Annotated in this window: 29 protein-coding genes; 14 read left to right on the top strand and 15 right to left on the bottom strand. The window is 65.4% G+C overall.

Annotated features, from left to right (window positions below; genetic code table 11):
- Positions 1–19 precede the first annotated feature (19 nt).
- The 7 genes from NOG11_RS05455 to NOG11_RS05425 all read left to right on the top strand — a co-directional run bounded on the left by NOG11_RS05455 (position 20) and on the right by NOG11_RS05425 (position 7,604).
- Positions 20–1,405, top strand: a complete 1,386-nt coding sequence (locus tag NOG11_RS05455; RefSeq protein ID WP_256618679.1) for a dihydrolipoyl dehydrogenase — start codon at positions 20–22, stop codon at positions 1,403–1,405.
- Positions 1,406–1,488: 83 nt separating this feature from the next.
- Complete coding sequence (locus tag NOG11_RS05450; protein ID WP_256618678.1) at positions 1,489–2,178, top strand: carbonic anhydrase; 690 nt, start codon at positions 1,489–1,491, stop codon at positions 2,176–2,178.
- The gene (locus NOG11_RS05445) at positions 2,175–3,860 is read left to right on the top strand and encodes a SulP family inorganic anion transporter (protein ID WP_256618677.1); all 1,686 of its coding nucleotides are present in this window, start codon (positions 2,175–2,177) and stop codon (positions 3,858–3,860) included. Before NOG11_RS05450 ends, NOG11_RS05445 begins: the two co-directional genes overlap by 4 nt.
- Positions 3,861–4,124: 264 nt before the next feature.
- On the top strand, positions 4,125–5,051 hold the full coding sequence (locus tag NOG11_RS05440; protein WP_256618676.1) for a cytochrome c oxidase subunit 3: 927 nt from the start codon (positions 4,125–4,127) through the stop codon (positions 5,049–5,051).
- Between the two features lie 8 nt (positions 5,052–5,059).
- Positions 5,060–5,425: a DUF983 domain-containing protein gene (locus NOG11_RS05435; protein ID WP_256618675.1), complete on the top strand. Its 366-nt coding sequence runs from the start codon at positions 5,060–5,062 to the stop codon at positions 5,423–5,425.
- Positions 5,422–6,123: an SURF1 family protein gene (locus NOG11_RS05430; protein WP_256618674.1), complete on the top strand. Its 702-nt coding sequence runs from the start codon at positions 5,422–5,424 to the stop codon at positions 6,121–6,123. The genes NOG11_RS05435 and NOG11_RS05430 overlap by 4 nt, the downstream gene beginning before the upstream one ends.
- A complete protein-coding gene (locus tag NOG11_RS05425; protein WP_256618673.1) occupies positions 6,120–7,604 on the top strand; it encodes a BCCT family transporter in 1,485 nt (494 codons plus the stop codon). Before NOG11_RS05430 ends, NOG11_RS05425 begins: the two co-directional genes overlap by 4 nt.
- Positions 7,605–7,898: 294 nt before the next feature.
- On the opposite strand, the gene NOG11_RS05420 is transcribed toward NOG11_RS05425, so the two are convergent.
- From NOG11_RS05420 to NOG11_RS05395, 6 genes are read right to left on the bottom strand one after another with little or no spacing between them, the layout of a single operon-like run.
- Positions 7,899–8,420, bottom strand: coding sequence for a hypothetical protein (locus tag NOG11_RS05420; RefSeq protein ID WP_256618672.1), 522 nt, complete (start codon positions 8,418–8,420; stop codon positions 7,899–7,901).
- A 60-nt stretch (positions 8,421–8,480) separates the two neighbouring features.
- Positions 8,481–9,086 (bottom strand): F0F1 ATP synthase subunit B family protein, encoded by a 606-nt coding sequence (locus tag NOG11_RS05415; RefSeq protein WP_256618671.1) that lies wholly within the window; start codon positions 9,084–9,086, stop codon positions 8,481–8,483.
- Entirely contained in the window at positions 9,083–9,691 is a 609-nt protein-coding gene (locus NOG11_RS05410; RefSeq protein WP_256618670.1) for a F0F1 ATP synthase subunit B family protein, read from the bottom strand. The genes NOG11_RS05415 and NOG11_RS05410 overlap by 4 nt, the downstream gene beginning before the upstream one ends.
- 1 nt (position 9,692) lies before the next feature.
- Complete coding sequence (locus tag NOG11_RS05405; RefSeq protein ID WP_256618669.1) at positions 9,693–9,917, bottom strand: F0F1 ATP synthase subunit C; 225 nt, start codon at positions 9,915–9,917, stop codon at positions 9,693–9,695.
- Positions 9,918–9,976: 59 nt separating this feature from the next.
- A complete protein-coding gene (locus NOG11_RS05400; RefSeq protein ID WP_370468233.1) occupies positions 9,977–10,777 on the bottom strand; it encodes a F0F1 ATP synthase subunit A in 801 nt (266 codons plus the stop codon).
- 26 nt (positions 10,778–10,803) lie between these two features.
- Positions 10,804–11,118: an AtpZ/AtpI family protein gene (locus NOG11_RS05395; RefSeq protein WP_256618667.1), complete on the bottom strand. Its 315-nt coding sequence runs from the start codon at positions 11,116–11,118 to the stop codon at positions 10,804–10,806.
- A gap of 317 nt (positions 11,119–11,435) precedes the next feature.
- Between NOG11_RS05395 and NOG11_RS05390 the strand changes: the two genes are divergently transcribed.
- Genes NOG11_RS05390 through NOG11_RS05380 form a run of 3 tightly spaced genes read left to right on the top strand, consistent with a single transcriptional unit; the run spans position 11,436 to position 13,948 of the window.
- Entirely contained in the window at positions 11,436–11,663 is a 228-nt protein-coding gene (locus NOG11_RS05390) for a DUF2093 domain-containing protein (RefSeq protein WP_256618666.1), read from the top strand.
- Complete coding sequence (locus NOG11_RS05385) at positions 11,664–12,626, top strand: M23 family metallopeptidase (protein ID WP_256618664.1); 963 nt, start codon at positions 11,664–11,666, stop codon at positions 12,624–12,626.
- Positions 12,626–13,948 carry a dihydroorotase gene (locus tag NOG11_RS05380; RefSeq protein ID WP_256618663.1) on the top strand — a complete coding sequence of 441 codons (1,323 nt, stop codon included), beginning with the start codon at positions 12,626–12,628 and terminating at the stop codon, positions 13,946–13,948. The genes NOG11_RS05385 and NOG11_RS05380 overlap by 1 nt, the downstream gene beginning before the upstream one ends.
- Positions 13,949–14,166: 218 nt before the next feature.
- On the opposite strand, the gene NOG11_RS05375 is transcribed toward NOG11_RS05380, so the two are convergent.
- From NOG11_RS05375 to NOG11_RS05365, 3 genes are all read right to left on the bottom strand, one after another.
- Positions 14,167–14,784, bottom strand: coding sequence for a hypothetical protein (locus tag NOG11_RS05375; protein WP_256618662.1), 618 nt, complete (start codon positions 14,782–14,784; stop codon positions 14,167–14,169).
- 335 nt (positions 14,785–15,119) lie between these two features.
- Positions 15,120–15,500, bottom strand: a complete 381-nt coding sequence (locus NOG11_RS05370; RefSeq protein ID WP_256618661.1) for a TIGR02301 family protein — start codon at positions 15,498–15,500, stop codon at positions 15,120–15,122.
- Entirely contained in the window at positions 15,497–15,925 is a 429-nt protein-coding gene (locus NOG11_RS05365; protein WP_256618660.1) for an NUDIX hydrolase, read from the bottom strand. The genes NOG11_RS05370 and NOG11_RS05365 overlap by 4 nt, the downstream gene beginning before the upstream one ends.
- Before the next feature lie 11 nt (positions 15,926–15,936).
- On the opposite strand from NOG11_RS05365, the gene NOG11_RS05360 reads away from it, so the two are divergent.
- Together NOG11_RS05360 and NOG11_RS05355 are read left to right on the top strand one after the other, a co-directional pair.
- Positions 15,937–16,659 (top strand): SOS response-associated peptidase, encoded by a 723-nt coding sequence (locus NOG11_RS05360; RefSeq protein ID WP_256618659.1) that lies wholly within the window; start codon positions 15,937–15,939, stop codon positions 16,657–16,659.
- 12 nt (positions 16,660–16,671) lie between these two features.
- Positions 16,672–17,235 (top strand): hypothetical protein, encoded by a 564-nt coding sequence (locus NOG11_RS05355; protein WP_256618658.1) that lies wholly within the window; start codon positions 16,672–16,674, stop codon positions 17,233–17,235.
- A gap of 168 nt (positions 17,236–17,403) precedes the next feature.
- Here the strand turns inward: NOG11_RS05355 and NOG11_RS05350 are convergent, their stop codons facing one another.
- The 3 genes from NOG11_RS05350 to glsA form a co-directional block, all read right to left on the bottom strand.
- Complete coding sequence (locus NOG11_RS05350) at positions 17,404–18,447, bottom strand: patatin-like phospholipase family protein (RefSeq protein ID WP_256618734.1); 1,044 nt, start codon at positions 18,445–18,447, stop codon at positions 17,404–17,406.
- A complete protein-coding gene (locus tag NOG11_RS05345) occupies positions 18,444–19,235 on the bottom strand; it encodes a 3-hydroxybutyrate dehydrogenase (RefSeq protein ID WP_256618657.1) in 792 nt (263 codons plus the stop codon). The genes NOG11_RS05350 and NOG11_RS05345 overlap by 4 nt, the downstream gene beginning before the upstream one ends.
- 136 nt (positions 19,236–19,371) lie before the next feature.
- Positions 19,372–20,928 (bottom strand): glutaminase A, encoded by a 1,557-nt coding sequence (gene glsA / locus NOG11_RS05340; protein ID WP_256618656.1) that lies wholly within the window; start codon positions 20,926–20,928, stop codon positions 19,372–19,374.
- 185 nt (positions 20,929–21,113) lie between these two features.
- On the opposite strand from glsA, the gene ppa reads away from it, so the two are divergent.
- Together ppa and NOG11_RS05330 are read left to right on the top strand one after the other, a co-directional pair.
- A complete protein-coding gene (ppa, locus tag NOG11_RS05335) occupies positions 21,114–21,644 on the top strand; it encodes an inorganic diphosphatase (protein WP_256618654.1) in 531 nt (176 codons plus the stop codon).
- Positions 21,645–21,651: 7 nt separating this feature from the next.
- Entirely contained in the window at positions 21,652–22,332 is a 681-nt protein-coding gene (locus NOG11_RS05330) for a YajG family lipoprotein (protein ID WP_256618653.1), read from the top strand.
- Here the strand turns inward: NOG11_RS05330 and NOG11_RS05325 are convergent.
- The 3 genes from NOG11_RS05325 to NOG11_RS05315 all read right to left on the bottom strand — a co-directional run bounded on the left by NOG11_RS05325 (position 22,319) and on the right by NOG11_RS05315 (position 25,857).
- Complete coding sequence (locus NOG11_RS05325; RefSeq protein WP_256618652.1) at positions 22,319–23,278, bottom strand: hypothetical protein; 960 nt, start codon at positions 23,276–23,278, stop codon at positions 22,319–22,321. The genes NOG11_RS05330 and NOG11_RS05325 overlap by 14 nt on opposite strands.
- 64 nt (positions 23,279–23,342) lie before the next feature.
- A complete protein-coding gene (locus NOG11_RS05320; protein ID WP_256618651.1) occupies positions 23,343–23,909 on the bottom strand; it encodes a DUF5076 domain-containing protein in 567 nt (188 codons plus the stop codon).
- A 1-nt stretch (position 23,910) separates the two neighbouring features.
- Positions 23,911–25,857, bottom strand: a complete 1,947-nt coding sequence (locus tag NOG11_RS05315; protein WP_370468232.1) for a PrkA family serine protein kinase — start codon at positions 25,855–25,857, stop codon at positions 23,911–23,913.
- Positions 25,858–25,937 lie beyond the last annotated feature (80 nt).

Below are 25,937 nucleotides of genomic sequence, written 5' to 3'. Positions count from 1 at the left end.
ATTAGAACGGGAGCAATTCATGCGTACCTTCGATCTGGCCGTGATCGGCGCAGGTACGGCGGGGCTGGCAGCGTACCGGGCCGCCCGAGAGTACACGGGTAGCATCGTCCTGATCGACAAAGGCCCCCTGGGCACCACCTGCGCGAGGGTGGGGTGCATGCCCTCCAAGCTCCTGATCGCCGCCGCCAAACAGGCCCGGACCATGGCGTCCGCCGCCAAGTTCGGGGTCCGGCCGGGCGAGGTCACCGTGGACGCCGCGAAGATGTTCAGCCGTCTCCGCCGCCTGCGCGACGACTTCGTCGAAAGCACCCTCCAGTCCATCAACGAGATTCCCGACGAACACTGGCTCTGCGGCGCGGCCCGGTTCCAATCGCCGGGCCGGCTCAAGGTGGGGAACGATGTCATCGAGGCCGAGCGGATCGTCATCGCCACCGGCTCCCGCCCCGTCGTGCCCGATCCGATTCGCGAGGGGACGGGAGGACGATTCGCCCTCGTCGAGGACATTTTCGAGCTGGAGGAGCTGCCCAAGAAGATGGTCGTCTTCGGCGCCGGCGTGATCGGCGCCGAGATCGCCACCGCCCTCGCCCATCTCGGCGTCGAGGTGCACTGCTACTCGAAGGGCGGCAAGGTGGGGTTCCTCTCGGACGAAGACGTGTCGGACGAGGCGCTCTCCATCATGTCCGAGAACCTGGTGATCGACGCCGACGCGGAGTTCGGCGAGATGGGCTGGGACGGAGATGTCTTCCGCCTGGAGCTGAAGACGGATGGCGGAACGAGGGAAGAGCGTTTCGACTACGTGCTCGTGGCCACCGGCCGGGAGGCGGCACTGGACGACCTCTGCCTGGAGGAGTCGGGCTGCATCATCTCCGAGAAGGGCGTGCCCGAGTTCTGTCCAGTCACGCGGCGCTGCAAGGGCGATGAGGACATGCCGGTCTTCATCGCGGGCGACGCCGATGACGGCGAGATGACCATCCCCGTTGCCGAGCGGAGCGGCGAGGCGGCGGGGGCCAATGCGGGCGCCTGGCCGGACATGCCCGGTGTCAAACCGCAGACCCCCATGCGCATCGCCTTCACCGAGCCGAGCATGGCGTCGGTGGGTAAGACCTTCCGCGAGCTCAAAGACCGAAGAGACCTGGCGATCGGCTGCGCCTCCTTCCACGACCAGGGCCGCGCCAAGATCGACGACCGCGCCCTCGGGCTCATCCGCCTCTACGCCGAAAAGCCCTCGGGCAAGCTGCTCGGCGCCGAGATGATCGCCCCCGATGCCGAGCATCTCGGCCACCTTCTGGCCTGGGGGATCGAGGCGGGGCTGGGGGTCAAGGAGCTCTCTGGATACCCTATCTACCACCCGGTCATCGAACAGGGTCTGATGACTGCCCTCAAGGATGCCGCGTCCAAACTGTAGGCGGCGCTTAGGTTTTCGAACGAAACCCCGTAGGTGTGACCAAACGCGCGGCGGAACGAGCTGCGCGGATAAAAGGAGTCATCATGCCCAGTATCGTTGCCGGGGTCGTCAAGTTTCAAAACGAAGTCTTCCCCCAGAAGAAGGCGCTCTTCGAACAGCTCGCCACGGGACAGCATCCCGAAGCCCTGTTCATTACCTGCTCGGACAGCCGGATCGACCCGAGCCTGATGACCCAGACTGCGCCGGGCGAGCTTTTCATCTGCCGGAACGCAGGGAACATCGTGCCTCCCCACACCACCGAAACCGGCGGCATGACCGCTTCGATCGAGTTCGCCATCGGCGCCCTGGGCGTTCCCCACATCGTCGTCTGCGGCCACACCGAGTGCGGCGCCATGAAGGGCGCGATGAACCTCGATGCCCTCGAGAAGCTGCCCCACACCAAGAGGTGGCTGTCCTACGCTTCGGCTGCGGTCTCCATCGTGGAAGAGAAGGGCGCTAACTGGACCGAGGAGGAGCGGATGCAGGAGCTCCTGAAGGAGAACGTCCTCCTGCAGCTCCAGCACCTGCGGACCCACCCCCAGGTCGCGGCCAAGCTGGCGGCGGGAAAGCTGCACCTGCACGGATGGGTCTACGACATCAGGACCGGCGAGGTGCTGGCCTATAACGACGAGACCCGCGAGTTCGAGAAGGTCTCCAAGCGCTACCACGACCGCATCGCCTACCACATGGAGCGGATGCAGGCCGCCCATGCTCATGAGGGGCACTCCCATTGATCACGTTCAAGCATCTAAAAGGCGATCTCTTCGGCGGCCTCACCGCCGGGATCGTCGCGCTTCCGCTCGCCCTCGCCTTCGGTGAGGCGTCGGGCGCCGGCCCCATCGCGGGGCTCTGGGGCGCCATCATCACCGGCTTCTTTGCGGCGGCCTTCGGCGGCACCAACACCCAGATCACCGGGCCGACGGGGCCAATGGTGGTGGTCTTCGCAGGCCTTGTCGGCGAGCTGACCCTGGAGCGCTCGGCCAGCTTCGCCGAGGTCTCGGGCATCATCTTTACGGCTGTGGTGCTGGCGGGGATCCTGCAGATCCTCTTCGGCGTCTTCCGGGTGGGCCAGTATATCCGCCTGGTGCCCTACCCCGTCATCTCAGGCTTCATGTCGGGGATCGGGGTCATCATCATCCTTCTTCAGGCGAGCCGCATCTTCGGATCCGAGCCCGACCGGGGCGGGGTGATCGCCGCGATCCAGGCGATCCCCGGCGCTATAGCGAACCCCAATCTGATCGCCACGGGCATCGCGCTTCTGTCGCTTCTGATCGTCTTCTTCTGGCCGAAGAATATTGGCCGCTTCATCCCTGGCGCGCTTGCGGCGCTGATCATCGGAACGCTCATCGGCCTGCCCTTCGAGGGCGTGCCCAAGCTCGCCGAGGTGCTGCCCACCTTCGACAGCTTCGCCGACCGGCTGCCGCCCTTCGTGCTGCCGCAGTTCGACCGGGGCGTGGCGTTCCTGGTGCTGGAGGCGGCGATCATCCTGGCCCTCCTCGGGGCCATCGATAGCCTGCTCACCAGCCTCGTGGCCGACAACGCCACCCGCACCCGGCACGACTCGAACAAGGAGCTGATCGGCCAGGGCATCGGCAACGGTATCGCCGGTCTCTTCGGCGCCATTCCCGGCGCGGGCGCTACCATGCGGACCATGGTCAATATCAGGACCGGCGGCGTGACCCGCCTCTCGGGCATGATCCACGGTCTGGTCCTTCTCGCCGTGGTGCTGGCGCTGACTCCGCTGGCCGCCGAGATCCCCCATGCCGTTCTGGCGGGCATCCTGATCAAGGTGGGCTGGGACATCATCGACGTCGCCTATATCCTGAAGGCCCATAAGGGGCCGCGCTGGGACCTCGTGCTGATGGCGGTCGTCCTGGCCGTGACGGTCTTCGTCGATCTGATCGCTGCCGTGGGTATCGGCGTGTTCCTGGCTGCCCTCGGTTACGTCCACAACATCGCCAAGGACCAGCTTGCAGCCCTGGGCGAGGAGCGCCTCACCGACCTCGACGAGGAGGAGCGCCAACTCTACGAGCAGGCCAAGGGCCGGGTGCGCATCTTCGAGTTCAACGGACCGCTCAGCTTCGGCGCGGCCGCCGACCTCGCCCACCAGGTGCGCCAGACCCTGGGTGGGCAGGAGGTGCTGATCCTCGACTTCGCCCAGATGCCCACCCTCGACGTTTCGGCCGCCTTCGCCATCCGCTCGATCATCGAGGATGCGGAGGGCGAGAACCGGCACGTCTATCTGTGCAACATGGCGGAGCCCGTGCGCCAGAAGCTCGACGGACTGGGCCTGATCGCCTTGATCAAGCCGCAGAACATCCTCCCCACCAGGAAGGACGCCCTTCGCCAAGCCGCCGCGAAACTCTCCCGCGGGGGCGGTGAGGAGCCGATCGGGGCGGCGCCGCAGCCGGCTTGAGGCTTATCGTCATTCCGGGGCACCCGAAGGGTGAGCCCGGAATCCAGAATCGGGCGGAAGGTTTTGAGGAGTGCGCCTCCCTACCAACTGCTTCGATTCTGGATCTTGGGCTCGGCTACGCCGCCCCGAGATGACGGAGCGATAGTCGCTTAGCTCTGTCCAAACTGTGCAGGAGCTCGGGCGAAGCAAAAGCCCAGAAAGTCACGTTGCCTTCACGGGGCTTGGGCGATAACAGGCGGCAAACCTCCAACCCAAGAGTGCAAGATGGCCGCCGACGTCAAACACGACTACCACCTCGTCAACCCAAGCCCCTGGCCCCTGGTGGCATCCGTTGCCGCAACGCTGATGATGCTGGGCGCGGTGGTGTGGCGCTACTCGGAGATCAAGCTCTTCGGCATGTCCGGCCCGTGGCTGTTCATCGCCGGGCTCGGCGGCGTGCTGTTCTCGATGTTCGGCTGGTGGCGCGACGTGGTCAAGGAATCGCTGACCGGCGAGAACACCTCCACCGTGGTGCGCATCGGCCTGCGCTACGGCGTGGTGCTGTTCATCCTCTCCGAGGTGATGTTCTTCGTCGCCTGGTTCTGGGCCTTCTTCGCCGCGGCGCTTTTCCCCGGCGGGGGCGAGGCGATCCTCCTCTCCGACGGCACGCCTCTTCTGAACGCCGAAGGCCTGCCAGCCACCTTGCAGAACGACGCCAAGGCGCTGGCCCTGAACGGCGAGTGGCCGCCGCGCGGTGTCGAGCCCCTCAACCCCTGGCAGCTTCCCCTGGTCAACACGCTGATCCTGCTGCTGTCGGGCACCACCGTGACCTGGGCACACCACGCGCTTCAGGTCGGCGACCGCTCGGGTTTCAAATGGGGCATGATCGCCACGGTGTTCCTCGGCGCGATCTTCTCCGTGTTCCAGGTGGTCGAGTACTACGAGGCGCTGGCCGGCAACATGTTCGCCTTTAACAACGGCTCGATCTACGGCTCGAGCTTCTTCATGGCGACGGGCTTCCACGGCTTCCACGTCTTCGTCGGCACGATCTTCCTGGCTGTCTGCATGATCCGGGGCCTGCGCGGCCAGTTCACCCGTCAGCGCCATTTCGGCTTCGAATCGGCGGCATGGTACTGGCACTTCGTGGACGTGGTCTGGCTGTTCCTCTTCGCCGCCATCTACGTCCTCGGCAATCAGGGCCTCCTGAGCTAAGCGGACCGGTGAGCGCCTATCACGGCAGCACGGACCCGGTCGGTGCTGCCGCCTCCGGGCGCTGTCCCCGCTGCGGGCAGGGGGCGCTCTTCGAGGGCTGGCTCAAGGTCAAACCCTCCTGCCTCGCCTGTGGTCTGGACCTTGGTTTCGCTGATTCCGGCGACGGCCCCGCCTTCTTCCTGACGCTGCTCGGCGGCGTGGTCGCCGTCCTGGTGGCTGGGATATGCATCGCCCTCGGCCTGCCGGCGGGTGCGGTCGCGCTCGTCTCGATCCTTGCCACCTTCGGCGCCATGCTGGCCGCCCTGCGCCCGGCCAAGGGCCTGATGATCGGCCTTCAGTACAAGTACAATGCCGGCGAGGGGCGGTCGTCGTGACGCTCTCCTCCAAACCCCTCCTTCTCACCCTCTCCGGCGCGGCCATTCTGGTCCTGCTGACGCTCGGCACCTGGCAGGTGCAGCGTCTTCAGTGGAAGGAGGACCTGATCGCCAAGGCCGAAGCGCGGGTGGACGCTGCGCCTGTCTCCATCGCCGAAGCGCTCGGACGGGCCGAGGCGGGGGAAGATACGGAGTACCTGCCCGTCAGCGCGGTCGGCGGGTTCGAGAGCCCCGACGTCGCCCATGTCTTCGGCACCTGGGAGGGGCGGGCGGGGGCCTATGTGTTCCAGGCCATGACCTTGGACGAGCCGGAGGGGCGCATTCTTCTCGTCAATCGCGGTTTCGTGCCGCAGGATCAGTGGGCGGAGAGCTACGAGCTGCCCGACGCCGAGGCCTTCACCGGCCTCGTCAGGAACTACGGCCCCGAGCGTGGGTTGAGCGCAGCCGTCGCGCCAGACGCCGGCAGCAATCTCCTCTTTACCAGGAGCATCGAGGTGCTGGCGGATGAGCTGGCACCGGGGAGGAAGGACGCCGTCCTCCCCTTCGCCATCGACAGCACGCTGCCCACCGAGCTGCCCCTAGGCGGCACGACCCGGCTCGAGTTCCGCAACGCCCATCTCGGCTATGCGCTCACCTGGTACGGGTTGGCGCTGGGCCTTGCCGGTGTGACCTTCGTTCTTCTGCGGAAAAGCGGATGATCCCCGGCCGCGGCAGGGGTGTTGCGCTTGCCCTTTGCGGGGCGACGCTTCTGGCGGTCCTCATCCCCAGCGGGTTCGCCGAGCTTCTGACCCGCATCGCCAGCTTCTTTCTCTCCGTGTTCGGCGGCTGGACGCTGCTGCTCGCCAATCTCTGCCTTCTCTTCTGCGCGGCAGTCTGCATGCTGCCCTGGGGGCGTCAGGTGATCGGCGGGACGGACAAGGTGCCCGAGTTCCGTATGCTGACCTGGATCGCGATGATGTTCGCCGCCGGGATGGGGGCAGGCCTCGTCTTCTGGGGAGCAGCCGAGCCCCTCATCCATTTCGCGAGCCCCCCGCCGGGGGAGGGCATCGAGCCGCTGACGGACGAAGCGAGGCGGCGGAGCCTCGCCATCACCCAGTTCCACTGGGGGCTTCATGCCTGGGCGATCTACGCGGCGGCGACCATCGCCATCGCTCTGTCGGCCAAGTCGGGAAAGCCGCCGCTACCAAGCACGGCTTTTCCCGGGCTGCCCGCGCCCGCCGCGAGGGTCGTCGATCTGATCGCGCTCCTCGCCGTGGTCTTCGGCCTGGTCGCATCGCTGGGGCAGGGGGCCTTCCAGGTATCGGCCGGTGTCGGGGTGATCGTGCCGGGGCTCGAGGCGGGGCCGAGTGTGCAGCTCGGCTTTCTCCTGCTTCTCAGCGCCGCGTTCCTCACCTCGGCGGCGCTGGGACTGCGGCGCGGCATTGCGCTCCTCTCCAACGTAAACATGGTGCTGGCAGGAGTGCTTCTCCTCTTCCTGCTGATCGTCGCGCCTGCCGGTGACGTGGCGGCTGCACTTTGGGAGAGCGCCGCGGGCTACGTCACCGACATACCCGGTCTCTCCGTCACCTTGCGGGCGGCGGGGGAGGCGAGGGCGTGGACCGATGCCTGGTCGCTGGTCTATTTTCTGTGGTGGGTGGCCTGGACGCCCTTCGTCGGCGTGTTCCTGGTGCGGATCAGCAGGGGGCGGAGCCTTCGCGCCTTCGTCCTCGCCGCCGTGGGCGCTCCGTCCCTTCTGACTCTTCTCTGGTTCGCCGTTCTGGGCGGCGCTGCCCTTGGCCTGCAGGAGGGGGGCATGGATCTGGGGGTGGCGGACTTCGCAACCGCCCCCCTGGCGACCTACACCCTCCTCGAAGCGTTCCCGTTCTCGGTCCTCATGCAGATCGTCACCGTGCTGCTGGTCTCGTTCTTCCTCGTGACCTCCGCCGATAGCGGCGCTTATGTGATCGCGATGTTCGCCGAGCAGACCACCGACCCCTCCTTGCGGGGAAGGCTTCTGTTCGGCGCGGTGCTCTCGCTTCTGACCCTCGCCGCGATCCTGTCCGAGGGCGGACAGACGACGACGCGGGCCATGGCCGTGGCCGGAGGCATCCCGTTGACGGCGCTCCTCGGTGCGCAGGTCGTCAGCGCGGCGGTTCGGCTCAGCCGAACGGGACGGCACGCGGGCGCGACGAAGGAATAGCTACGAAAAAGGGTGTTTGTTCATTTTATGAACGAAGGTGGCCCCCTCCGCCCTTCGGGCACCTCCCCCACTCGTGGGGGAGGGAAGCAGCACCACCGCCTGTTCTCTATGTCGCTCCCCCTCCCCGAGGGGGAGCTGCCGGTAGGCTGAGGGGGAGGAAGTAGCAGCGCTTACGTTTGCAAATAATACAAACGCCAACAAAAAACCGGCCGCCAAGGGGCGACCGGTTCCAAGTTTTCAGAAAAGCACTTCGCGAACTGCCCAACCGGTGAACCGGTTCGGCGGCGAACCGCTTTAGCGGCTCTCACCCAGGGTCTCGCTCAGCGGGCGGCCCGTATCTGCGCGGTAGCGGGCTTCGGCATCACGCTTGGCGGCTTCGCCGCGGGCGACCAGGCTCTCGCCGCGAGAGATTTTCTTCTGAGCGTCACGGATGTCGACCTCGGCATCCTCGGTCTCTTCCTTGTGCTCCTTCACCTTCTTCTGAAGGTTGTTGAGCTTGTCGGACATCTCTTCGATCCGGGCCGAGCTTTCAGAGCCGGCAGCGGCTTGGGCGATCTGGACGCGCAGATTGGCGATACGCTCCTCGCCTTCCTCGGCGCCGCGCATCTCGCGCTCGCGGCGCTTGCGGTTGGAGGCGAGCTTGTCATTGCCCTCCTCGATCATCTCCTGGCCTTTTTTCACGTCGGACTGACCTTCGCGCCAAGTGTCCTCGATGGCGTCGAGCTTGTCGGCGAAGCTGTCATTGCTGTCGGTGGAGGCGCAGGCCATCAGGGCCAGCGAGGCGGTGCCGATCAAGGCGGATGTGAGTAGGCGCATAAAAAACCCCGTTGTTCTTTTGGGAACGAACGGGGTCTCTAACCAAAATGTCGCCTCAGGTTAATTCAATTTGCCGCGAACTTCTGCGATCGAGCGGTCCAGAAGGGCCTTCTGGGCGGAGCCGTCGGTGCGGGCGCGAATGATCTCACGGGCCGCGTCGATGGCGAGGTCCGCCGTCTGCGCCCTGACATCGGCCAGCGCCTGCGCCTCGGCGCGGGCGATGCGGTCGTGGGCGGCCTGGGTGCGGCGCGCCACCTGCTCTTCGAGCTTGGTGCGGGCGTCGGCGGCCATGATCTTCGCATCGGCCTTGGCCTGGGAGATGATTTCCTCGGCCTCGCCTTCCGCTTCGCGCTGGCGCTTCTGGTAGTCGGCGAGAAGGCGCTGGGCCTCTTCGCGCAGAGAGCGCGCCTCGTCGAGCTGGCTGCGGATCGTGTCGGCACGGCCTGACAGCATGCCGCCGAGCTTCTTGAAGACGCCCTGGCTGACCAGGATGCCGAGCACGATCAGAAAGCCGACCAGGACCCAGAGATTGGTGTCCTCAAGGACCGAAGAGTGCTCGCCGGGATAGTCCGGCGCGCCCTCATAGGCCTCGCGGCTGCCGTCGTCCTCGGTCAGCTCCTTGCCCGCCTCGCGGACCACGTCCTCGTCCTGAACGATGAACATCATACGCGGCTCCCGGCTGCGGCGTTGAGGGCCGCGTCGATGGCGTCGTCGCTCGGCTGCTCGTCGATCAACGTCATGACCACGGCGCGGGTGGTCTCACGCGCGGCTTCGCGCACGGCCATCTGGGCCTTGGCGGAGGTCTCCTCGATGCGGGCTTCGGCCGCGGCGATCTCGGCTTCGAGCTTCGCATCAGTGTCGGCCTGCATCGACTTGATCTCCTCGTCGATCTGGTCGCGCGTGTCCTGGGCGATCGAGGCCGCGCGGGCCTTCGCATCGGCGAGGGCCTGGCGGTAGGTGGCCTCGGCGTCCTCGGCCTGGCGCTTGAACTCCGACGCCTTGTCGAAGTCGTCGGCGATGCGCTGGCGCCGCTCCTCGATCACGCCGCCGATGCGGGGAAGGAAGATCCGCGACATCAGAAGGTAGAGGATGAGGAACGCGATCAGCAGCCAGAAGACCTGGCTGGCATAGGTTTCGGTGTTGAGCTGCGGCAGCCCGCCTTCCGCCTCCACCCCGGCCGCGTCGGCGACGTCGGCTGGAGCGGCTGCGGCCATGGCGGATCCGAGCAGCAGGGGCGCTGCGGCAGCGCCCGCCATGAGCTGCCTGATCATCTTAGGAGAAGAGAATCAGGAACGCGATGACGAGGGCGAAGAGGCCCGTCGCTTCGGTCAGCGCGAAGGCGATGAAGAAGTTGCCGGTCAGGCCCGACGTGGCCGACGGGTTGCGGAAGGCGCCCTGCATGAAGTTGCCGAACAGGATGCCGAGGCCGATGCCGACACCGAACAGGGGAAGGACCGCAAGGCCCGCGCCGATATATTTTGCTGCTTCCGCGTCCATGATGGTCTCCTTAGATAGTCGTTGGTTTGCGGTTTGGTGGAAAGGGTTGAGCGCTCGGCCTAGTGGCTCGGGTGAAGCGCGTCCTGCAGGTAGATGCAGGTGAGGATGGCGAAGACGAAGGCCTGGAGGAACGCCACCAGGAACTCCAGAAGGAACACCCCGATGATGCCGAGGAGCGGGATCACGGAGAGGATGGACAGGACGCCGCCCGCGGTCAGGAGCGTGCCGACGAAGCCGGCGAAGACCTTGAGCACCACGTGGCCGGCCAGCATGTTGGCGAAAAGCCTGACGGCGAGGCTGACCGGGCGCGACAGGAACGAGACGATCTCGATCGGCGTGATCAGCGGCAGGAGCCAGAGCGGCACGCCGGACGGCGCGAAGAGCTTGAGGAAGCCGAAGCCGTGCTTGAACACGCCGTAGACCACCACGAGGCCCACCGACAGGATCGCCAGGGTGAAGGTGACGATGATGTGGCTCGTGGGCGTGAAGGTGTGCACGCTGGTCGGCGAGCCCGGAATGGAGGGCAGGAGGCCGAGGAAGTTGCACAGGAAGACGAAGATGAAGAGCGTGAAGACGAAGGGGAAGAAGCCGCGCCCCTCCTCGCCCATCGTGTCGCGCACCATGTTGGCGACGAACTCGTAGGTGACCTCGCCCATGGACTGGACCGAGCCGGGGATCAGCTTGGACTGACGGGTGGCGAAGGTGAAGAAGAGAAGCGCCGTGCCCACGGTGATGAGCATCCACAGGCTGGCATTGGTGAAGCTGAGGTCGATGGCTTCGGCGAAGTCGAGGCCGAAAATCGGCACGATCTCGAACTGCTCCATGGGTCCAGCCGCCAGAGGCTCGATGAAGCGGTCCATCAACGGGTTGAGGTTCAGCCCCAAGCTCATTCGTTCTCTCCTCCCTCAGCGGGCGGTCTTGCCATGCTGCGGTACACAGTCCTCAGGCCCGCGGCGAAGCCGATGGGCATTCCAATCAGAAGGCCGATGACCGGCGAGCCCAGAAAGCTGCCGATCGTGTAGCCAAGGCCGCAGCCCACCAGGACCGAGACCACGAACTCGATCGCGACCCGAAGGCCGTCACCGGCTGCGGCGCCTGACCGGCGGGCGGGCTTTCGCTTCGCCTCCTCTTCGCCCTTGGCCTTGGCGAGCCTGTCGCCGAAGTCCGAGAGGTCAGAGCGTTGTGCCTCGTCGTCGCTCATGAAACCGTGACGTCGCCCCCGATGTTTGCGCGCCGCGAAAGTGATCGCCGCGCCCTCTATAGCTGCCCTTCGCGCGGGTCAACGCTGGCCTTGTGGGAAAAGGGGCTCCGGTTCGAATTTGGCTCCCAACACCTGCGCTTCGTCATCCCGGAAAGTGCGGAGCGCTTATGCGGGACCCATGGACTAGTCGTCACCAGAGGTTCGGGTGTCGTTCCGGACGAAAAACCGTCGGCCATGGGTCTCGGATAGCCTTCGGCTTCCCGGATGACGGGGAAGAAAGCTTGGCGCAGGGGCCGCAAGCGCGTATCGAAAGCCCCATGAACAGCCTTGATCTGAGCGCTGGCGGGGAGGCGCAGCTTCGCTACCTCGACGCCGATTTCGATGTCCTCAAGCCCGGCACCTTCGTGCGCTGCGCGGTTACCGACCGGGTGATCCCGCTGAAGGAGCTGCGCTACTGGAGCGTGGACCTGCAACAGCCCTATGCCGACGCCGCCGCCGCCAACAAAGCGCGCGAGGACGCCCTGTCCCAGGGGAGGAGTTTCTAGATGTACCGATGGCTTCTGACCGCCGCGCCGTGCCTGTTCGCGGTCGCCTGTGCCCAGACCCCGCCCCCGCCGAGCCTGTCGCCTACGAAGGAGCAGGCGCCCGCCGTGACCGAGCTCCCTCCCGTCGAGGACGATCTGGTGGACGAGGCCCCGGCGGAGGTGGTGACCGAGCGGGTCAGCCTGACCAGGGGCCGATTGGTGCAGGCGGGGCTGAGCTTCTGGGTCACCGAGCCGGGTACGCGCGTGACCCTCGACGGCGATCCCGTGGCGGTGGATAGCGACGGCCATTTCGCGCTCGGTTTCGGACGCGACTATGAAGGCCGTGCCGATATCGTCCTCACCTATCCCGACGGCACGGTCGAGGAGCGGAAGCCCCTGATCGGCGAGCGCGAGTTTCCGGTGAGCCGCATCGACAACCTCGATCCGGCCAAGGTGAACCCCTATACCGAGGAGCAGCTCTCCAAGATCCGCGCCGACCAGGAGCTGAAGCGGGCGGCAAGGGCCGACCGGGCCGCGACCTCTTACTGGCGGGCGGGCTGGGACTGGCCGGTGCGCGGGCGCATCTCCGGCAAGATGGGCGCGCAGCGCATCCTCAACGGCGACCCCAAAAGGCCCCATTCCGGCACCGACATCGCAGCCCCCGTCGGCACCAGCCCCATGGACTTCCAGGGCACCGATATCCGCGCCCCCTCCACCGGCAAGATCACGCTCGCCGAGAGCGACATGTACTTCGAGGGCGGGCTGATCTTCATCGACCACGGCCAGGGGATCGAATCGGCGATGCTGCATCTCAGCCGGGTGGACGTGAAGCCGGGGCAGATCGTCACCAAGGGCGAGGTGATCGGCGCGGTGGGCATGACCGGCCGGGCCACGGGGCCGCATCTTCACTGGACGGTCAACTACAACGGCACCCCGGTGGACCCGGAGCTTCTGGTGCCGCCCATGCTGGGGCTGCAGCGCTGATGGCTTACGAGCGCGTTCTCAAGGGCGGCACGGTCGTAGGCCATGACGGCGCGGGCATCCGCGATGTGGCGATCACGGACGGTAAGATCGCGGCCATCGGCGAGAACCTTTCCGGCGGCGAGGTGATCGAATGCACCGGGCTGCACCTCTTTCCCGGCTGCATCGACACCCAGGTGCATTTCCGCGAGCCGGGGGCGGAGCATAAGGAAGACCTCGAGACAGGCTCGCGCGGCGCGGTGCTCGGCGGCATCACCGCCGTCTTCGAGATGCCGAACACCAAGCCCTCCACCTCCACCGTCGAGGCGCTCGAGGACAAGCTGACGCGTGCGGCGCGGATGCACTGCGACCACGCCTTCTATGTCGGTGCGACCACGGACAATGCGGCGAGCCTCGCCGAGCTCGAGATGCATCCCGGTGTCTGCGGGGTGAAGATCTTCATGGGCGCCTCCACCGGCAATCTTCTGGTGCCGGACGATGAGGGCCTGCGCGCGGCGCTTTCGTCAGGACGCAGACGGGTGGCGATCCACTCCGAGGACGAGGACACGATGGAGGCGAATGCGCGGCTCGCCCGCGAGGGCGACGTGCATTCCCATTACGAGGTGCGCTCGGTCGAGGCGGCGGTGAAGTCCACCACGCGGCTTCTGAAGATCGCCCGCGAAACGGGGCGGCGGGTGCACGTTCTTCATGTGACCACCGCGGACGAGCTGCCCATGCTGGCCGCCAACAAGGACATCGCGTCCTGCGAGGTGACGCCGCAGCACCTGACGCTCTCCGCCCCCGAAGCCTATGATCGGCTCGGCACCAAGGCGCAGATGAACCCGCCGATCAGACCTTCTCAGCATGCGGAGGCTTTGTGGCACTATCTCCGCATGGGGCTCTTCGATGTGGTGGGTTCGGACCATGCGCCGCACACGATCGAGGAGAAGGCGAAGCCCTATCCGCTGTCGCCGTCCGGCATGCCGGGGGTTCAGACCCTGGTGCCGGTGATGCTCGACCATGTGGCCAAGGGCCGGATGACACTGCAGCGCTTCGTGGATCTGACCTCGGCCGGGGCGCAGCGGTTGTTCCAGCTTCGCGGCAAGGGCCGGCTCGCCATCGGCTACGACGCCGACATCACCGTGTGCGACCTCTCGCGTAAAGTGACCCTCACGGACGAGATGATGGCCAACAAGTCCGGCTGGACGCCTTTTGCGGGCCGCGAGGTCCAGGGCTTTCCCATCGGCACGATCATTCGCGGCCGGACGGTCATGTGGGAGGGCGAGGTGGTCCTGGAAGGGGCTGGGGAGCCCGTGCGCTTCGACGAGACGATCAGGAGTTCATAGCAGCGCCGTCATCCCGGAAAGTGCGCAGCACTTATCCGGGACCCATGGACTGGCCGCCGAAACGCAAAGAGCTCTTGTTCTGTATTGAAAGCCCAATCCATGGGTCCCGGATAGCCTTTGCCACTGCCGTGGCCTTCTCCGCCTGCAGAAGGTCCCCCGGACCTTCTGCTTCACCTACGGTGAACCGCCTTCAAAGTCCGGGATGACGGCGGAGTCTGCTACTCGGCCGATACCGCGCGGATGAGCTGATCCACAATGTCGCCGTCGCCGAAGCGGCAGGTGCCCTCGTTCTTGACCGAGAACTCCTGTCCCGGCGCTGGCGGTCCGGTCAGTATCTCGGCGTTGATGTAGTTGCCGCCTGCATACATCCCCAGAACCCCTGCCGCGTAGAAGAGGGCGGTCTTGTTGTGCTGGGTCAGGAAGCGCGAGACGATCCGGTTGCGAAAGCCTTGGACGATGAGGTTGCCGAGATAGGTGACAATGGCCAGCGGGAAGAAGATCGAAGCGCCCCCGCGCATGATCTCGCCCACGCGCTTCTCCCGCTCCGCCCGGCCCATCGACCCGGCATAGATCGCCGCCGCCGAGGAGGCGTACATGGCGAAGACATGGATCCACCAGCAGGGCAGCTCGATCCGGTCCCCGACCAGGGCCGATAACGGCCCCTGCACCGTTTCCGCCAGAAGGCGCACCGGCACCTCGTAAAGAGCACCGAGGCGGTGAAAAGGCTGCCGCCAGGCCGTATCAGCGATCTCCCAGGCGTCGAGCAGGGCCGTCAACGCGAACACGTTGAACACCAGCGACGCCAGAATCACGAGCGCGGAAAGAAGCCGCCACATGGCCGAAGACCCACCCTTGCCTGTCCCTTTAAGAATTGTTCACCCTAACGTGAGGCGGGTCAATGTTTTTGTGGGCGCTCCGGCCTGCCAGAGGGCAGGCCTAGTAATGTTGAGTGGCGCTACCGCTCGCTCGCGCTCGCTACTTGAGCGCCGGCTCGGCTTCGCTGCGCTTCGCTCGCGTTCTTCGTAGGAAAGGCCGGTTGTCTGCTTTCCTCCCCCTATCAGGGGGAGGTGCCCGTAGGGCGCAGGGGGACTGTCAATCAATCGTCTTCGCTTAGTTCGTCGTCCCCTCCGTCAGCCTCGCTGACACCTCCCCTGAAGGGGAGGAAACCCCTTCAAACCCCCAAAGGCGCCGCCAGCCGGTCGCTGATCGACAGGGCCGACAGCGCGGCTCTGGTGAAATCCTCTTCCGCCTCCAGTGAGCATGTCATGTGCCGCTCGGTCATCTGGCGGTAGCCGTCGTTGAAGCCTGCGATCATCGCCTCTTTCGTGTCGCGGGGCGGGCGTTCGACATCGACCACCTCCATCATGCGGTCGCGGAAGACGGTGATCTGGCCGTAGCTCGGGCAGACCTGGTTGAGGCGGTGGAGGCTGCCGAGCCGCGCGGCCAGCAGGATGAGGTCCTGCTGGCGCCTGCCATAGACGTCCGCGGCGGCGGGCGCGTCGCTGACCGGGGGCTGCTGGGCGAGGAAGAGGGCGGCGAGGAGGGCGATCATCCTGCCTCCTTAGCGAAGCGAAGCGCCCCTTGCACGGCCCGCCTGGTCTCGTCCCAGGCCACATGGGCGAGGGCCTCTGCCAGCGGCATGAAGGCCGCGTCCATGGCGTCGTCGGCGGCGAGGGGCTCGCCGGAGACCCAGCGGCAGGCATAGTCCGCCATGACGAAGTGCGGCTCCCCCTCCCGCCTGGGCATGGCTTCGAAGACGCCGATCAAGCCGAGCACCTCGCAAGTCACGCCGGTCTCCTCCATGACCTCGCGGCGCACGGCGTCCTCCAGCCGCTCGCCATGCTCGACCTTGCCGCCGGGGATCGACCACTGGCCTTTGAAGGGCTCACGCCCCCGCTGGATCAGAAGCACCTCAGAGCCCTTGAGAACGACCCCGCCGGTTGCGAGGATGGGGCGGGAACCGGGTGTCTGAACCATGGGAGCTTCCTTTGAACGCGCGCTACCTACTTAAGGATACGCCCTACGAGGTTTCCGAGCACTACGGCATCGTCCCCTGGGACAACGCCCCGCCGCGCTACAACATCGCGCCGAGCCAGCCCGTGCCGATCATCGTCCAGAACGGCGAGACCCGCGCCTATGAGCTCGTGCGCTGGGGCTTCGTGCCCTCCTGGGACCGGGAGGGGAAGTGGCTGAAGAAGCCGATGATCAATGTCCGCTCCGAAACCGCCCACGAGAAGCCGATGTTCCAGGCGGCTTTCCGGCGGAGGCACTGCCTCTTTCCCATGAACGGCTTCTATGAGTGGCGCGAGGAGGGAGGGGTCAAACAGCCCTATGTAATCGGGCTCGGGCCGGAGCTGCCGCTCTTCTCCCTGGCGGGCATCTACGAGGACTGGCTCGGCGCCGACGGTAGCGAGCTGCGAACGGCGGCGTTCCTGACCCGCGCCTCGGAAGGGGAGGCGGCGAAGCTCCACCACCGCACCCCGGTCGTGGTTCGGCCTGACGACTACGCCCAGTGGCTGACAGTGGATGAGACCGACCTCGCCCCGGCCTTCGAGATCATTGCCGGACCGCAAGCCGATTATGTGTACTGGCCGGTGGACCGGGCTGTGGGAAGCTGGAAAGCTGAGGGCGAGCAGCTTACCTCGCCCATCGAGGGCGGCGAGCTGCGCCACGAACGCGCCCCGCCTGCCCCGCGCACGCGGCTACTCTAGAAGGGTCCTCTCATGCTCCGTCTTCTCTCCGTCCTGCTGCTGGTGATCGGCAGCGCCCACGCCGCCCCCCTGACCGAGAGGGAGGCGGAGGGCTTCATCACCGTCCTTGAGGAGATGAAGGTCTATGCCGACGAGAACGAGGATGTGGACTTCGATATCGACCTCGACATGGAGGACGACCCGGCGGGCGCCATGGACATGCTTCTGTCGGAGGACGGCAAGATCGTCTTCATGAGCTCCCTGGCCGAGCGGCTTGCAGGCCACCCCGAGGCGGGCCAGCCCTTCCGCGCCTCGGTGAAGCGCAACGGCTTCTCTTCCATGGAGAGCTTCGGCGAAGCGGGCGACCGCTTCATGGCCGCCTTCATGCGCTCGGAGATGTCGAAGGGCGAGCTCAAGGATATGCGCGAGGCCGCCAATATGAGCGATGCCGAGCTGCAATATGTCCCTGCCAAGATGCGCTCGATGCTGAAGCGCATGTCCTCGCTTGCCGACAACCTCGATGCCGTGCCGGACAGCGACTTGGCGATGGTCAAGAAGCTGAAGCCTCGGCTGGAGGCGCTGAGCGAGGAGGAGTAGGGGGTCTCATCCTTGCCGATCTCTCCCTCCGGGAGAGATCGGCATCTATGATGCCGAGTGAGGGCGAGCACGAGACTAAACTCAGCCCTCGAACGCCCTCACCCGAAGCCTGCTGGCGCAGCCTTCGACCTCTCCCGGAGGGAGAGGTGAGCGCAGTGCGGTCGCAGCCTAAAGGTCCAGAAACTCGCCCCTGAGATCACAGGTGCTGTCCTCGCCGAGCTTGTCCCAGGCCTCGCCTATCCACTTCGCCGCCGCCTCGCGGCCGATCTCCTTCAGCTCCCGGAGGAAGTGGATGTCGGTGTTGAACTTCGTCTCCAGGGGGAAGTCGTCGAGGAGCTTGTCGGCGCGGATGGCGTGGTAGCGGATGTCCGAGAGCTGGCTCTTATACTCGTCCTTCAGCCAGCCCTCACGCAGCAGCTTCTGCACGAAGCCGACGGCGCGCAGCTCCTTCAGGAGAGAGGCGTTGAAGGTGATCTCGTTGAGGCGGTTCTCGATCTCCGGCACGGTGGTGGGAAGCTCAGAGCGGACGATCGGGTTGATATGGACGAGAAGGAGATCCTCGACCTCCGTTTCGTAGAAGAGCGGCCAGAGGGAGGGGTTGCCCATATAGCCCCCGTCCCAATAGGCCTCGCCGCCGATCTCCACCGCCTGGAAGAGGTGCGGCAGGCAGGCCGACGCCATGCAGGCGTCGAGGCTCACCTCCTCCATCGGGAAGACCTTGACCTTCCCCGAGCGGACATTCGTTGCGCTGACGAACAGCTTGATGGAGCGGCACTGCCTGAGCGCCTCGAAGTCGACCACCTCGTCCACGAGGTCCCTTAGCGGGTTCCAGTTGAGGGGGTTGAGCTGGTAGGGCGAGAAGGCTGAGGTCACCGCGCCCATCGTCTGGTTGGCCCAGAACTTCCGCGCCTCCTCGAAGAAGGGGAGCGGCGAGGTCATGGGCAGCTCGAAGGGGTTCTGAAGGTCGGCGACCCGCTCCCAGAACTCGTCTAGCTTGTCGCGCGCGCCTTGGCCCCTACCCAGATGATAGCCGTAGGCGAGGCAGGTGCCGACCATTGCCCCCGCCGAGGTGGCGGTGATGGCGTTGATCTCGATTGTCTCGCTTTCGAGCAGCTTGTCGCAGACCCCCCAGGCAAAGGCGCCGTGCGCCCCGCCGCCCTGAAGGGCGAGGTTGAGCCGCTTGCGGGCGGGGGGCGCTGAAGGCTCCGTCAGTGTGCGGTCCAGCCGGCGTCGACGGCGTAGGGGTAGCCCGTCGCGCCCGAGCCTGCATCCGAGCAGAGATAGGCAAGCATGCCGACGAGGTTGTCGTAGGTGACGAACTCCTTGGTGGCGTGGGCGTCGTTGAGGAGCTTGGCCTTCGCCTCCTCCTCGGTGATGCCGCGGGCCTTGGCGTTGTCGGCCATCTGCGCTTCGAGGAGCGGGGTCAAGGTGAAGCCGGGGCAGATGGCGTTGCAGGTGACCCCGAACTCGGCCGCCTCAAGTGCGACGGTCTTGGTCAGGCCGACCACGCCGTGCTTGGCGGCGTTGTAGGCCGACTTGAACGGCGAGGCGACGAGGCCGTGGGCGGAGGCGATGTTCACGATACGGCCGAACTTGCGCTCCTTCATGCCCGGAAGCGCCGCCTTGATCGTGTGGTAGTTGGAGGTGAGGTTGATGGCGATGATCCGGTCCCAGACCTCGTCATCATACTCGTCGATGGGCGCGACCTTCTGGATACCTGCGTTGTTGACGAGGATGTCTACGCGGCCATGGGCCGCCTCGGCTCCTTTGATCAGGTCGCGGATCTCCTGGGGCTTGGTCATGTCGGCGCCGTCATAGCGGACATCGACCCCTGTCTCACCGGCGATCCTCGCGCGGTTGTCCTCGATCTCGCCCTGGTCGCCGAAGCCGTTGAGGGTGATGTCGACCCCCATCTTGGCGAGCCCCTCGGCAAAGGCGAGGCCGATCCCCGAGGTCGAGCCGGTGATGACGGCCTTGCGGCCCTTGAGGTCTTCGAACATGAGCGCTTCCCTTGTTCCTATGGTTCCAAGGCGCGGGTTAGGCGATGTGAGACTGGCCGCCAAGTTCCAATGACCGCAAGCCGCAAGACCCCTGCCTCACGCGTTCTTGCGCTTGGGCGGCAGGTCTTCCGCCGGGCTATTTCCCGCTGGCTTCCAGAAGCTCCGCCGCCCCGCCATGGCCGCCGCCCCTGGCCTCGTCGAGGGGGGTGTGGCCCCAGCGGTCCTTGGGCGAGCAGTCCTCGCAGACGGTCAGAAGGTAGCGCAGCGCCTCCTCCTGCCCCGAGCACGCGGCGAGGTGCAGCGCCGTCCGGCCGTCATAGTCGGCGCTGGAAGGGTCGACGCCCGCCGCCACGAGGCGCCGCAGCTCGCCCAGGTCTCCCTTGGACGCGGCGGCGCACATATAGGCCACCTCGTCGGCATCGCGTTCGACCTGCGGCTTTCTGGGGTCGATCAGTCCGTGGTCGTCCACCATGCCCGCATAGGTGTGGAAGGCGAAGGTATCGACCAGACGCTTGGAGAAATCCACGCCGCGTACGGAGTTGCCGAGCGCATCGAGGCGCGGGCTGTAGAGGGCGAAGCCGCAGATGCCGGGCACCACCATGAAGAGCGCTCCGGACACGCCGGACTTCGCAGGTATGCCCACGGTGAAGGCGTACTCCCCGGAGAAGTCGTACATGCCGCAGGAGTACATCAGGCTGAGGCAGTCCTTGACCGTCTCGGACGTCAGCACACGCTGGTTGGTGACAGGACACACCCCGCCATTGGCGAGCGTCGCGGCCAAGACCGCCATCTGCCTGACATCGACGGTGATCGAGCACTGCTGGAAGTAGAAGTCGAGGGTCTGCAGAAGGTCCGTGTCCTTGGGAAAAGCCCCCTGCTCGCGCATCATGTAGGCGAGGGCGAAGTTGCGGTCGGCATTGTCCCGCTCGGACAGGAAGACCGAATTGTCGAAGCCTGCACGCTTGCCGCCGCAGAGCTTCCGCCAGGTCTGCATGACGTGGTCGAAGCGGTCGGCGAGGGGGAGCTCCGGCCTGATCAGCGAGGAGGTCATGATCGCGCCCGCATTGATCATCGGGTTGTGGGGCAGGCCGTTCTCGTCGAGGGTCAGCTCGTTGAAGCCCCGCCCCGAGGGCTCGCGGCCCACATGCTTGTGCACCTTGTCGCGGCCCAGCCGGTCGAGCGCCACCGCGTAGCTGATCGGCTTGCAGCAGGACTGGGCGCAGAAGGTCTCGTCATTGTCGCCCATGGAGAACTGCTGGCCGTCCACCGTGCAGACCCCCATTCCCCAGAGGTCCGGCTCGACGCGGGCGAGCTGGGGAATGTAGTCCGCCACCTTGCCCTCGCGGTTGTGCTCCACCTCGCGGAAGATGCGCGAGAGGCGCTGACGGAAGGAGACGAAGTTGGGGATGATGAAGTCGCCCGCCACGCCCCTTGCGATGACCGTGGCGTTCTCCGGCGCCAGCACCTTGGTGAAGGCCTCGAGGTCGAGCTCCGCCGTGCGCGGCAGCAGCCTGATGTTGCGCATGGTCTCCTTAATGCGCTTGTCGGTACGCTCCAGGCCGCAGACCCGCAGCGCCGCGTAGATGTCGTCCACCCGCAGCTTGCTCTGGCCTTCCGGCAAAATCGCCTTGAACAGGGTCTCGGCCGTCATGTCGTGGCCGTGTTCGGAAAGGCTGATCACTCTGGCTTCCATAGGAGCTCCGTTTGGCGCAGGAGGGGGGCAGAACCGCGCATCGGGAGGGGTGCGAGAAGCGGACCCTCAGGTCAACCGCTTTCACCTTCTCCGCCCCGGCCCTTTCGCGCTGCACAAAAACCGTTAGAGCGGTTCAAAGGATCAAAGCTCGGCTCTCCACGAGCCTCCGAGAAAGGCCAAGCACCATGCGTATCTCCGAAGTGCCCGCCGGCGAGAACCCGCCGACCGACATCAACGTCATCATCGAGGTCCCCCTGGGGAACGAGCCCATCAAGTACGAGTTCGACAAGCCGTCGGGCGCGATCTTCGTCGATCGGTTCCTCTACACCTCCATGCGCTACCCCTGCAATTACGGGTTCATGCCTCACACGCTGTCGGGGGACGGCGACCCGGTGGATGTGATGTGCCTCGGCAACCGCCCGCTGGTGCCGGGCTGTGTGCTCCGTGCCCGTCCCATCGGTGTGCTGCTTATGGAGGACGAGGCAGGGCTCGACGAGAAGATCCTCGCCGCGCCCCATCCCAAGCTCACCCGTTACTACGACACCATCAAGACCTATGAGGACGTGCCCGAGATCATGCGCGACCGTATCTGGCACTTCTTCGAGCGCTACAAGGACCTCGAGCCCAACAAATGGGTGAAGGTGATTGAGTGGAAGGGCAAGGAGGAGGCCGAGCGCCTGATCCAGGAGGGGCTCGAGAACGCCAAGAAGGGCTGAGGCGCCCGTGAGGAAGATTGCCGGCGGGCTGGCGGTCCTTATGCTGACGGCGTGCTCCGGGGGGCCGTCCGGCTCGACCCTGGCCCCCGAGCCGGTGCGCAGCGTGCTGATCGTCGACGGCGACCTTCCCCGCCAGCTCGATGTCATCGACCGCGGCTCCACCGGACGCAGCGTCGCGGTAGCGATCGGCTCGGCGGTGCCGCTCGCCGGGCTGTTCGCCGATGCGGCGGCGAGGCGGATGGCCTCGCAAGGGGCTACCCGGCGTGAAGAGGAGTTGGCCGCGGCACTCGGCAGCTACGATCCGGGCGAGCGGCTCCTATCGGCGCTGGAGGCGGAGTTCGCCGGGCGGTCCCTGACCCTCACTGTCCTCGATGAGGAGAGGGAACCGCTCTCCGGGGAGGTGCTGCTACGTGTTGATGCCTCCGCCTTCGGACTGACGAGGGACGATAAGGAGAGCGCCTACCGGCCGGCTCTCGATGCCCGTATCAGCGCTGTGACGGAGGGGGGGCGGCGGGTGCACCGGGTCGGCTGCGAGAAGGGCAGGGGCCAGCGTATCCTTCCCTGTCCTGACAAGCTGATCGAAGCACTGCCGCAGACCGCGGATCAGTCCGGCGATGTCATCGGCCTGTCGAACGCCCTGGCGGCAAGCCTCGCCGCCGAACTCGCCCGGTCCGCTATCGAGCACTAGCCTTCAGCTCCCGCTCCATCCCGCGAAGGCCGCGGGGTAGTCCGTACTCCTCGCCCCGTTGCCGCAGGAACCCCTCCATGGTGTCGCCGCTGCGAAGGGCCTCAGTCATCGCCGTCAGGACGTGGGGCTGGGTGGCCTCCTGGTTCAGATAGTCGAGAACACCGCGGGCCTGGGCGTAGAAGTCGAGCGGCGCGCCCTTCACATCGACGTCCATCGCTTCGAAATCCTCCGCTGTCATACGGATCACGCCGTTCGTCCGGCCGCGCTCGTCGAGCATCTTCGTAACGGCACCGAAGAGGGGGTGCTCCATGGTGAAGAACTCTTCGAGCGGAATGAGCCGGTCGTCCGCCGCCATCGCTTCGAAGCGCGCGCGGCGCTTGGCGGTCAGCACCTCGTCCTCGGCGGCCACCGCAGCGATCTCGTCCAGCCAGTCCGGCGCCCCGCCGCCATACTGGCGCTGGCCGTCCGCCGCAGGCCAGAGAGCCGTGCGGTAGAGGGCGTGGGCGATCTCGTGGCGCAGGGGTTTGACCTCGGTCTTCTTCTTCCGAGGGCCGAGCTGCGCCAGGCCCTTCGCCAGCACGGCGTCCACTTCCGTCTCGGAAGGCGTCCGCCCGCCTGCCGAAAGCTGCTCCACGATCTGTGTACGCATGGAAGCGACGATCTTCGGATCCGGGCCTTCCTCCGCTCCGCCGAAGTCCCAGGGCATGATCCAGGCGAAACCGTCTTCGGCGACAGGCTCGGAGCTTCCCTCCTCCATGACGATGCCACGGGGCGGCGCCACGCCGAAGGTGCGCTCGAAGGCTGTCGCGGCGGCTTTCAGCTCTCCCATAGCCTCCTGGGTCTTGTCGGCGTTCGACGCTACAACGATGCCGTGGTCGCCGGTCCGCACCTCGGCTTTGCCGGCGGCAGGTAGCGCTGCAACAGCAGCCATCAGGATCATACGCATAGAAAACTCCCCGTCCTATCGAACGGGGAGTAGCAAGGACTACGTATGTAGTCAATATGGTTTGCTATGTACCGAGGTTGCGGACTTGTGCGGAAATTTCTTCCACTAGGTCGTCGAAATCCCTGCCATCTCTTTGCTGCAGTGCGTTCGCAGCGTGTTGGATAAGCTGCAAGATAATCCAAGCGGCCCTGTTATGGTCCATGAGGATATCCTCTCGAAGCGATACCTGAAGCCGCTTGCCGTCAGCCCATCCCCGGGCAACTTCATAGACATCCTCTATTTCATCAGCAGGCACCGGAATTGGTAGCATGTGTTCGGCTACGTCATTCGGTCTTGTAGATGCAGTGCCGCCGTACCGTCCGCTAAAGTCAGCTTGAGGTTCATGCACATCACCCAGAGCCAATGCGACAATATCGGAGTTCTGTACTGCATCATCTCGAGACTGGAGGTTCATCAATTCACGGGCGAAGTCAGCAGTTATTTGGGCAAAATTGGTACTGGTCCATTCATCGCCTACGAACCAACCAACATAGGTTGCTTCGGTTGATCGCCATACTCGAAATAGTTCGAGGCCATCGGCGGGGTGCGCGATGGCCTCGGGAATGGGTAGAACAGTAGAGGGCTGCTGCAAACTAACCCGCCTTGTTCACCCGCATGTACCACTCGACGAGGCGCCGGACCTGGCGGGGGGTGTAGCCCCTGTCCTCCATGCGGCTGACGAAGTCGTCGTGCTTCTTCGCGGTGTCCGAGTCCTTCTTGCTGTCGAAGGAGATGACCGGGAGGAGGTCCTCCACTTGGGTGAACATCCGCGTCTCGATCACCCTGCGGAGCTTCTCGTAGGAGGTCCAGGACGGGTTCTTGCCGCCGTTGGCCGCACGGGCACGCAGGGCGAACTTGACCACCTCGTTGCGGAAGTCCTTGGGGTTGGCGATACCTGCGGGCTTTTCGATCTTGGAAAGCTCCGTGTCGAGGGTAGCTCTGTCCAGGAGTTGGCCCGTGTCGGGATCCTTGAAGTCCTGGTCCTCGATCCACGCATCGGCATAGGAGATGTAGCGGTCGAAGAGGTTCTGTCCGTACTCGCCATAGCTTTCGAGATAAGCCTTCTGGATCTCCTTGCCGATGAAGTCCGCATAGCGGGGAGACAGGTCGGCCTTGATGAACTCGAGATACTTCTTCTCGGTCTCGTCGGGGAACTGCTCCCGCTTGATGGCGTTCTCCAGCACATACATGAGGTGCACGGGATCGGCGGAGACTTCCTCCGTATCAAAATTGAAGGTCTCGGACAGCACCTTGAAGGCAAACCGCGTCGAGATGCCGTCCATGCCCTCGTCGACACCGGCGGCGTCGCGGTACTCCTGGTGGCTCTTCGCCTTGGGGTCGGTGTCCTTCAGCTTCTCGCCGTCATAGACCCGCATCTTGGAGTAGAGGTTGGAGTTCTCATGCTCCTTGAGGCGTGTCAGCACCGAGAACCTTGCCAGCATGGGCAGGGTCTCAGGGGCGCAGGCCGAGGTCTTCAGCTCGGAGGAGTGAAGCAGCTTCTCGTAGATCGCCGTCTCTTCCGTGGGGCGCAGCGCATAGGGCACCTTGACCACGGAGATACGGTCGAGGAAGGCCTCGTTGTTCTTGTTGTTGCGGAAGGCTTGCCACTCACTCTCGTTCGAGTGCGCCAGGATCACGCCGGTGAAGGGGATGGGGCCGAGGCTCTCCGTGCCGACATAGTTGCCTTCTTGGGTGGCGGTGAGCAGCGGGTGGAGCACCTTGATCGGCGCCTTGAACATCTCGACGAACTCCAAAAGCCCCTGGTTCGCATGGCACAGGCCGCCTGAGTAGGAGTAGGCGTCGGTGTCGTCCTGGCTGAAATGCTCCAGCTTGCGGATGTCCACCTTGCCGACGAGGGCGGAGATGTCCTGGTTGTTCTCGTCGCCCGGCTCGGTCTTGGTGATGCCGATCTGACGCAGCTTGCTCGGGTAGAGCTTGACCACCGAGAACTTGGAGATGTCACCGCCGAACTCGTCCAGGCGCTTGACCGCCCAAGGGCTCATGATGCCGGTCAGGCGGCGCTTCTCGATGCCGTATTTCTCTTCGAGCAGCCCCTTGAGGTCGTCGGACTGGAAGAGGCCCAGCGGGCTCTCAAAGACCGGCGACAGCTCGTCGCCTGCCTTGAGGACGTAGATCGGGTACTCCTCCATCAAGTCCTTGAGGCGCTCGGCGAGGGACGACTTGCCGCCGCCGACGGGGCCGAGGAGGTAGAGCACTTGGCGCTTTTCTTCGAGGCCTTGCGCGGCGTGGCGGAAATAGCCCACGATCCGCTCGATCGTGTCTTCCATGCCGTAGAAGTGCTCGAACGCCTTGTAGCGCTTGATCGTGCGGTTGAAGAAGATGCGGGAGAGGCGCGGGTCCTTGGAGGTGTCGATCATCTCCGGCTCGCCGATGGCCTTGACCATCCGCTCCGCCGGGGAGGCGTACATCATGACGTCGTCACGGCACGCCAAGAGGTAGTCTCTCAGCGACATCTCCTCGTGCTTGGTCCGCTCATAGCCTTCCGCAAACGCGTCGAAGACATCCAGTCCATCGGTCATGCTCATATCTGCCACCTCATGCTCTCGCCGGAAGAACCACCATTCCGGCTATCTGATGCGGGGGCGCCGAACCCCGCGAA

Source organism: Parvularcula maris, from assembly GCF_024505085.1.
Taxonomy (GTDB): domain Bacteria; phylum Pseudomonadota; class Alphaproteobacteria; order Caulobacterales; family Parvularculaceae; genus Parvularcula; species Parvularcula maris.
Note: the sequence above shows the minus strand (reverse complement) of the source record. Positions and strands in the feature narration are given on the sequence as shown.

Coding starts and splice junctions, on each gene's coding strand:
- NOG11_RS05440 (WP_256618676.1), top strand. CDS start 4,125: ATGGCCGCCGACGTCAAACACGACTACCACCTCGTCAACCCAAGCCCC.
- NOG11_RS05390 (WP_256618666.1), top strand. CDS start 11,436: ATGAACAGCCTTGATCTGAGCGCTGGCGGGGAGGCGCAGCTTCGCTAC.
- NOG11_RS05375 (WP_256618662.1), bottom strand. CDS start 14,784: ATGTGGCGGCTTCTTTCCGCGCTCGTGATTCTGGCGTCGCTGGTGTTC.
- ppa (WP_256618654.1), top strand. CDS start 21,114: ATGCGTATCTCCGAAGTGCCCGCCGGCGAGAACCCGCCGACCGACATC.
- NOG11_RS05425 (WP_256618673.1), top strand. CDS start 6,120: ATGATCCCCGGCCGCGGCAGGGGTGTTGCGCTTGCCCTTTGCGGGGCG.
- NOG11_RS05325 (WP_256618652.1), bottom strand. CDS start 23,278: ATGCGTATGATCCTGATGGCTGCTGTTGCAGCGCTACCTGCCGCCGGC.
- NOG11_RS05365 (WP_256618660.1), bottom strand. CDS start 15,925: ATGGTTCAGACACCCGGTTCCCGCCCCATCCTCGCAACCGGCGGGGTC.
- NOG11_RS05420 (WP_256618672.1), bottom strand. CDS start 8,420: ATGCGCCTACTCACATCCGCCTTGATCGGCACCGCCTCGCTGGCCCTG.
- glsA (WP_256618656.1), bottom strand. CDS start 20,928: ATGGAAGCCAGAGTGATCAGCCTTTCCGAACACGGCCACGACATGACG.
- NOG11_RS05345 (WP_256618657.1), bottom strand. CDS start 19,235: ATGTTCGAAGACCTCAAGGGCCGCAAGGCCGTCATCACCGGCTCGACC.
- NOG11_RS05410 (WP_256618670.1), bottom strand. CDS start 9,691: ATGATCAGGCAGCTCATGGCGGGCGCTGCCGCAGCGCCCCTGCTGCTC.
- NOG11_RS05455 (WP_256618679.1), top strand. CDS start 20: ATGCGTACCTTCGATCTGGCCGTGATCGGCGCAGGTACGGCGGGGCTG.
- NOG11_RS05370 (WP_256618661.1), bottom strand. CDS start 15,500: ATGATCGCCCTCCTCGCCGCCCTCTTCCTCGCCCAGCAGCCCCCGGTC.
- NOG11_RS05405 (WP_256618669.1), bottom strand. CDS start 9,917: ATGGACGCGGAAGCAGCAAAATATATCGGCGCGGGCCTTGCGGTCCTT.
- NOG11_RS05395 (WP_256618667.1), bottom strand. CDS start 11,118: ATGAGCGACGACGAGGCACAACGCTCTGACCTCTCGGACTTCGGCGAC.
- NOG11_RS05415 (WP_256618671.1), bottom strand. CDS start 9,086: ATGATGTTCATCGTTCAGGACGAGGACGTGGTCCGCGAGGCGGGCAAG.
- NOG11_RS05400 (WP_370468233.1), bottom strand. CDS start 10,777: ATGGACCGCTTCATCGAGCCTCTGGCGGCTGGACCCATGGAGCAGTTC.
- NOG11_RS05450 (WP_256618678.1), top strand. CDS start 1,489: ATGCCCAGTATCGTTGCCGGGGTCGTCAAGTTTCAAAACGAAGTCTTC.
- NOG11_RS05315 (WP_370468232.1), bottom strand. CDS start 25,857: ATGACCGATGGACTGGATGTCTTCGACGCGTTTGCGGAAGGCTATGAG.
- NOG11_RS05355 (WP_256618658.1), top strand. CDS start 16,672: ATGCTCCGTCTTCTCTCCGTCCTGCTGCTGGTGATCGGCAGCGCCCAC.
- NOG11_RS05380 (WP_256618663.1), top strand. CDS start 12,626: ATGGCTTACGAGCGCGTTCTCAAGGGCGGCACGGTCGTAGGCCATGAC.
- NOG11_RS05385 (WP_256618664.1), top strand. CDS start 11,664: ATGTACCGATGGCTTCTGACCGCCGCGCCGTGCCTGTTCGCGGTCGCC.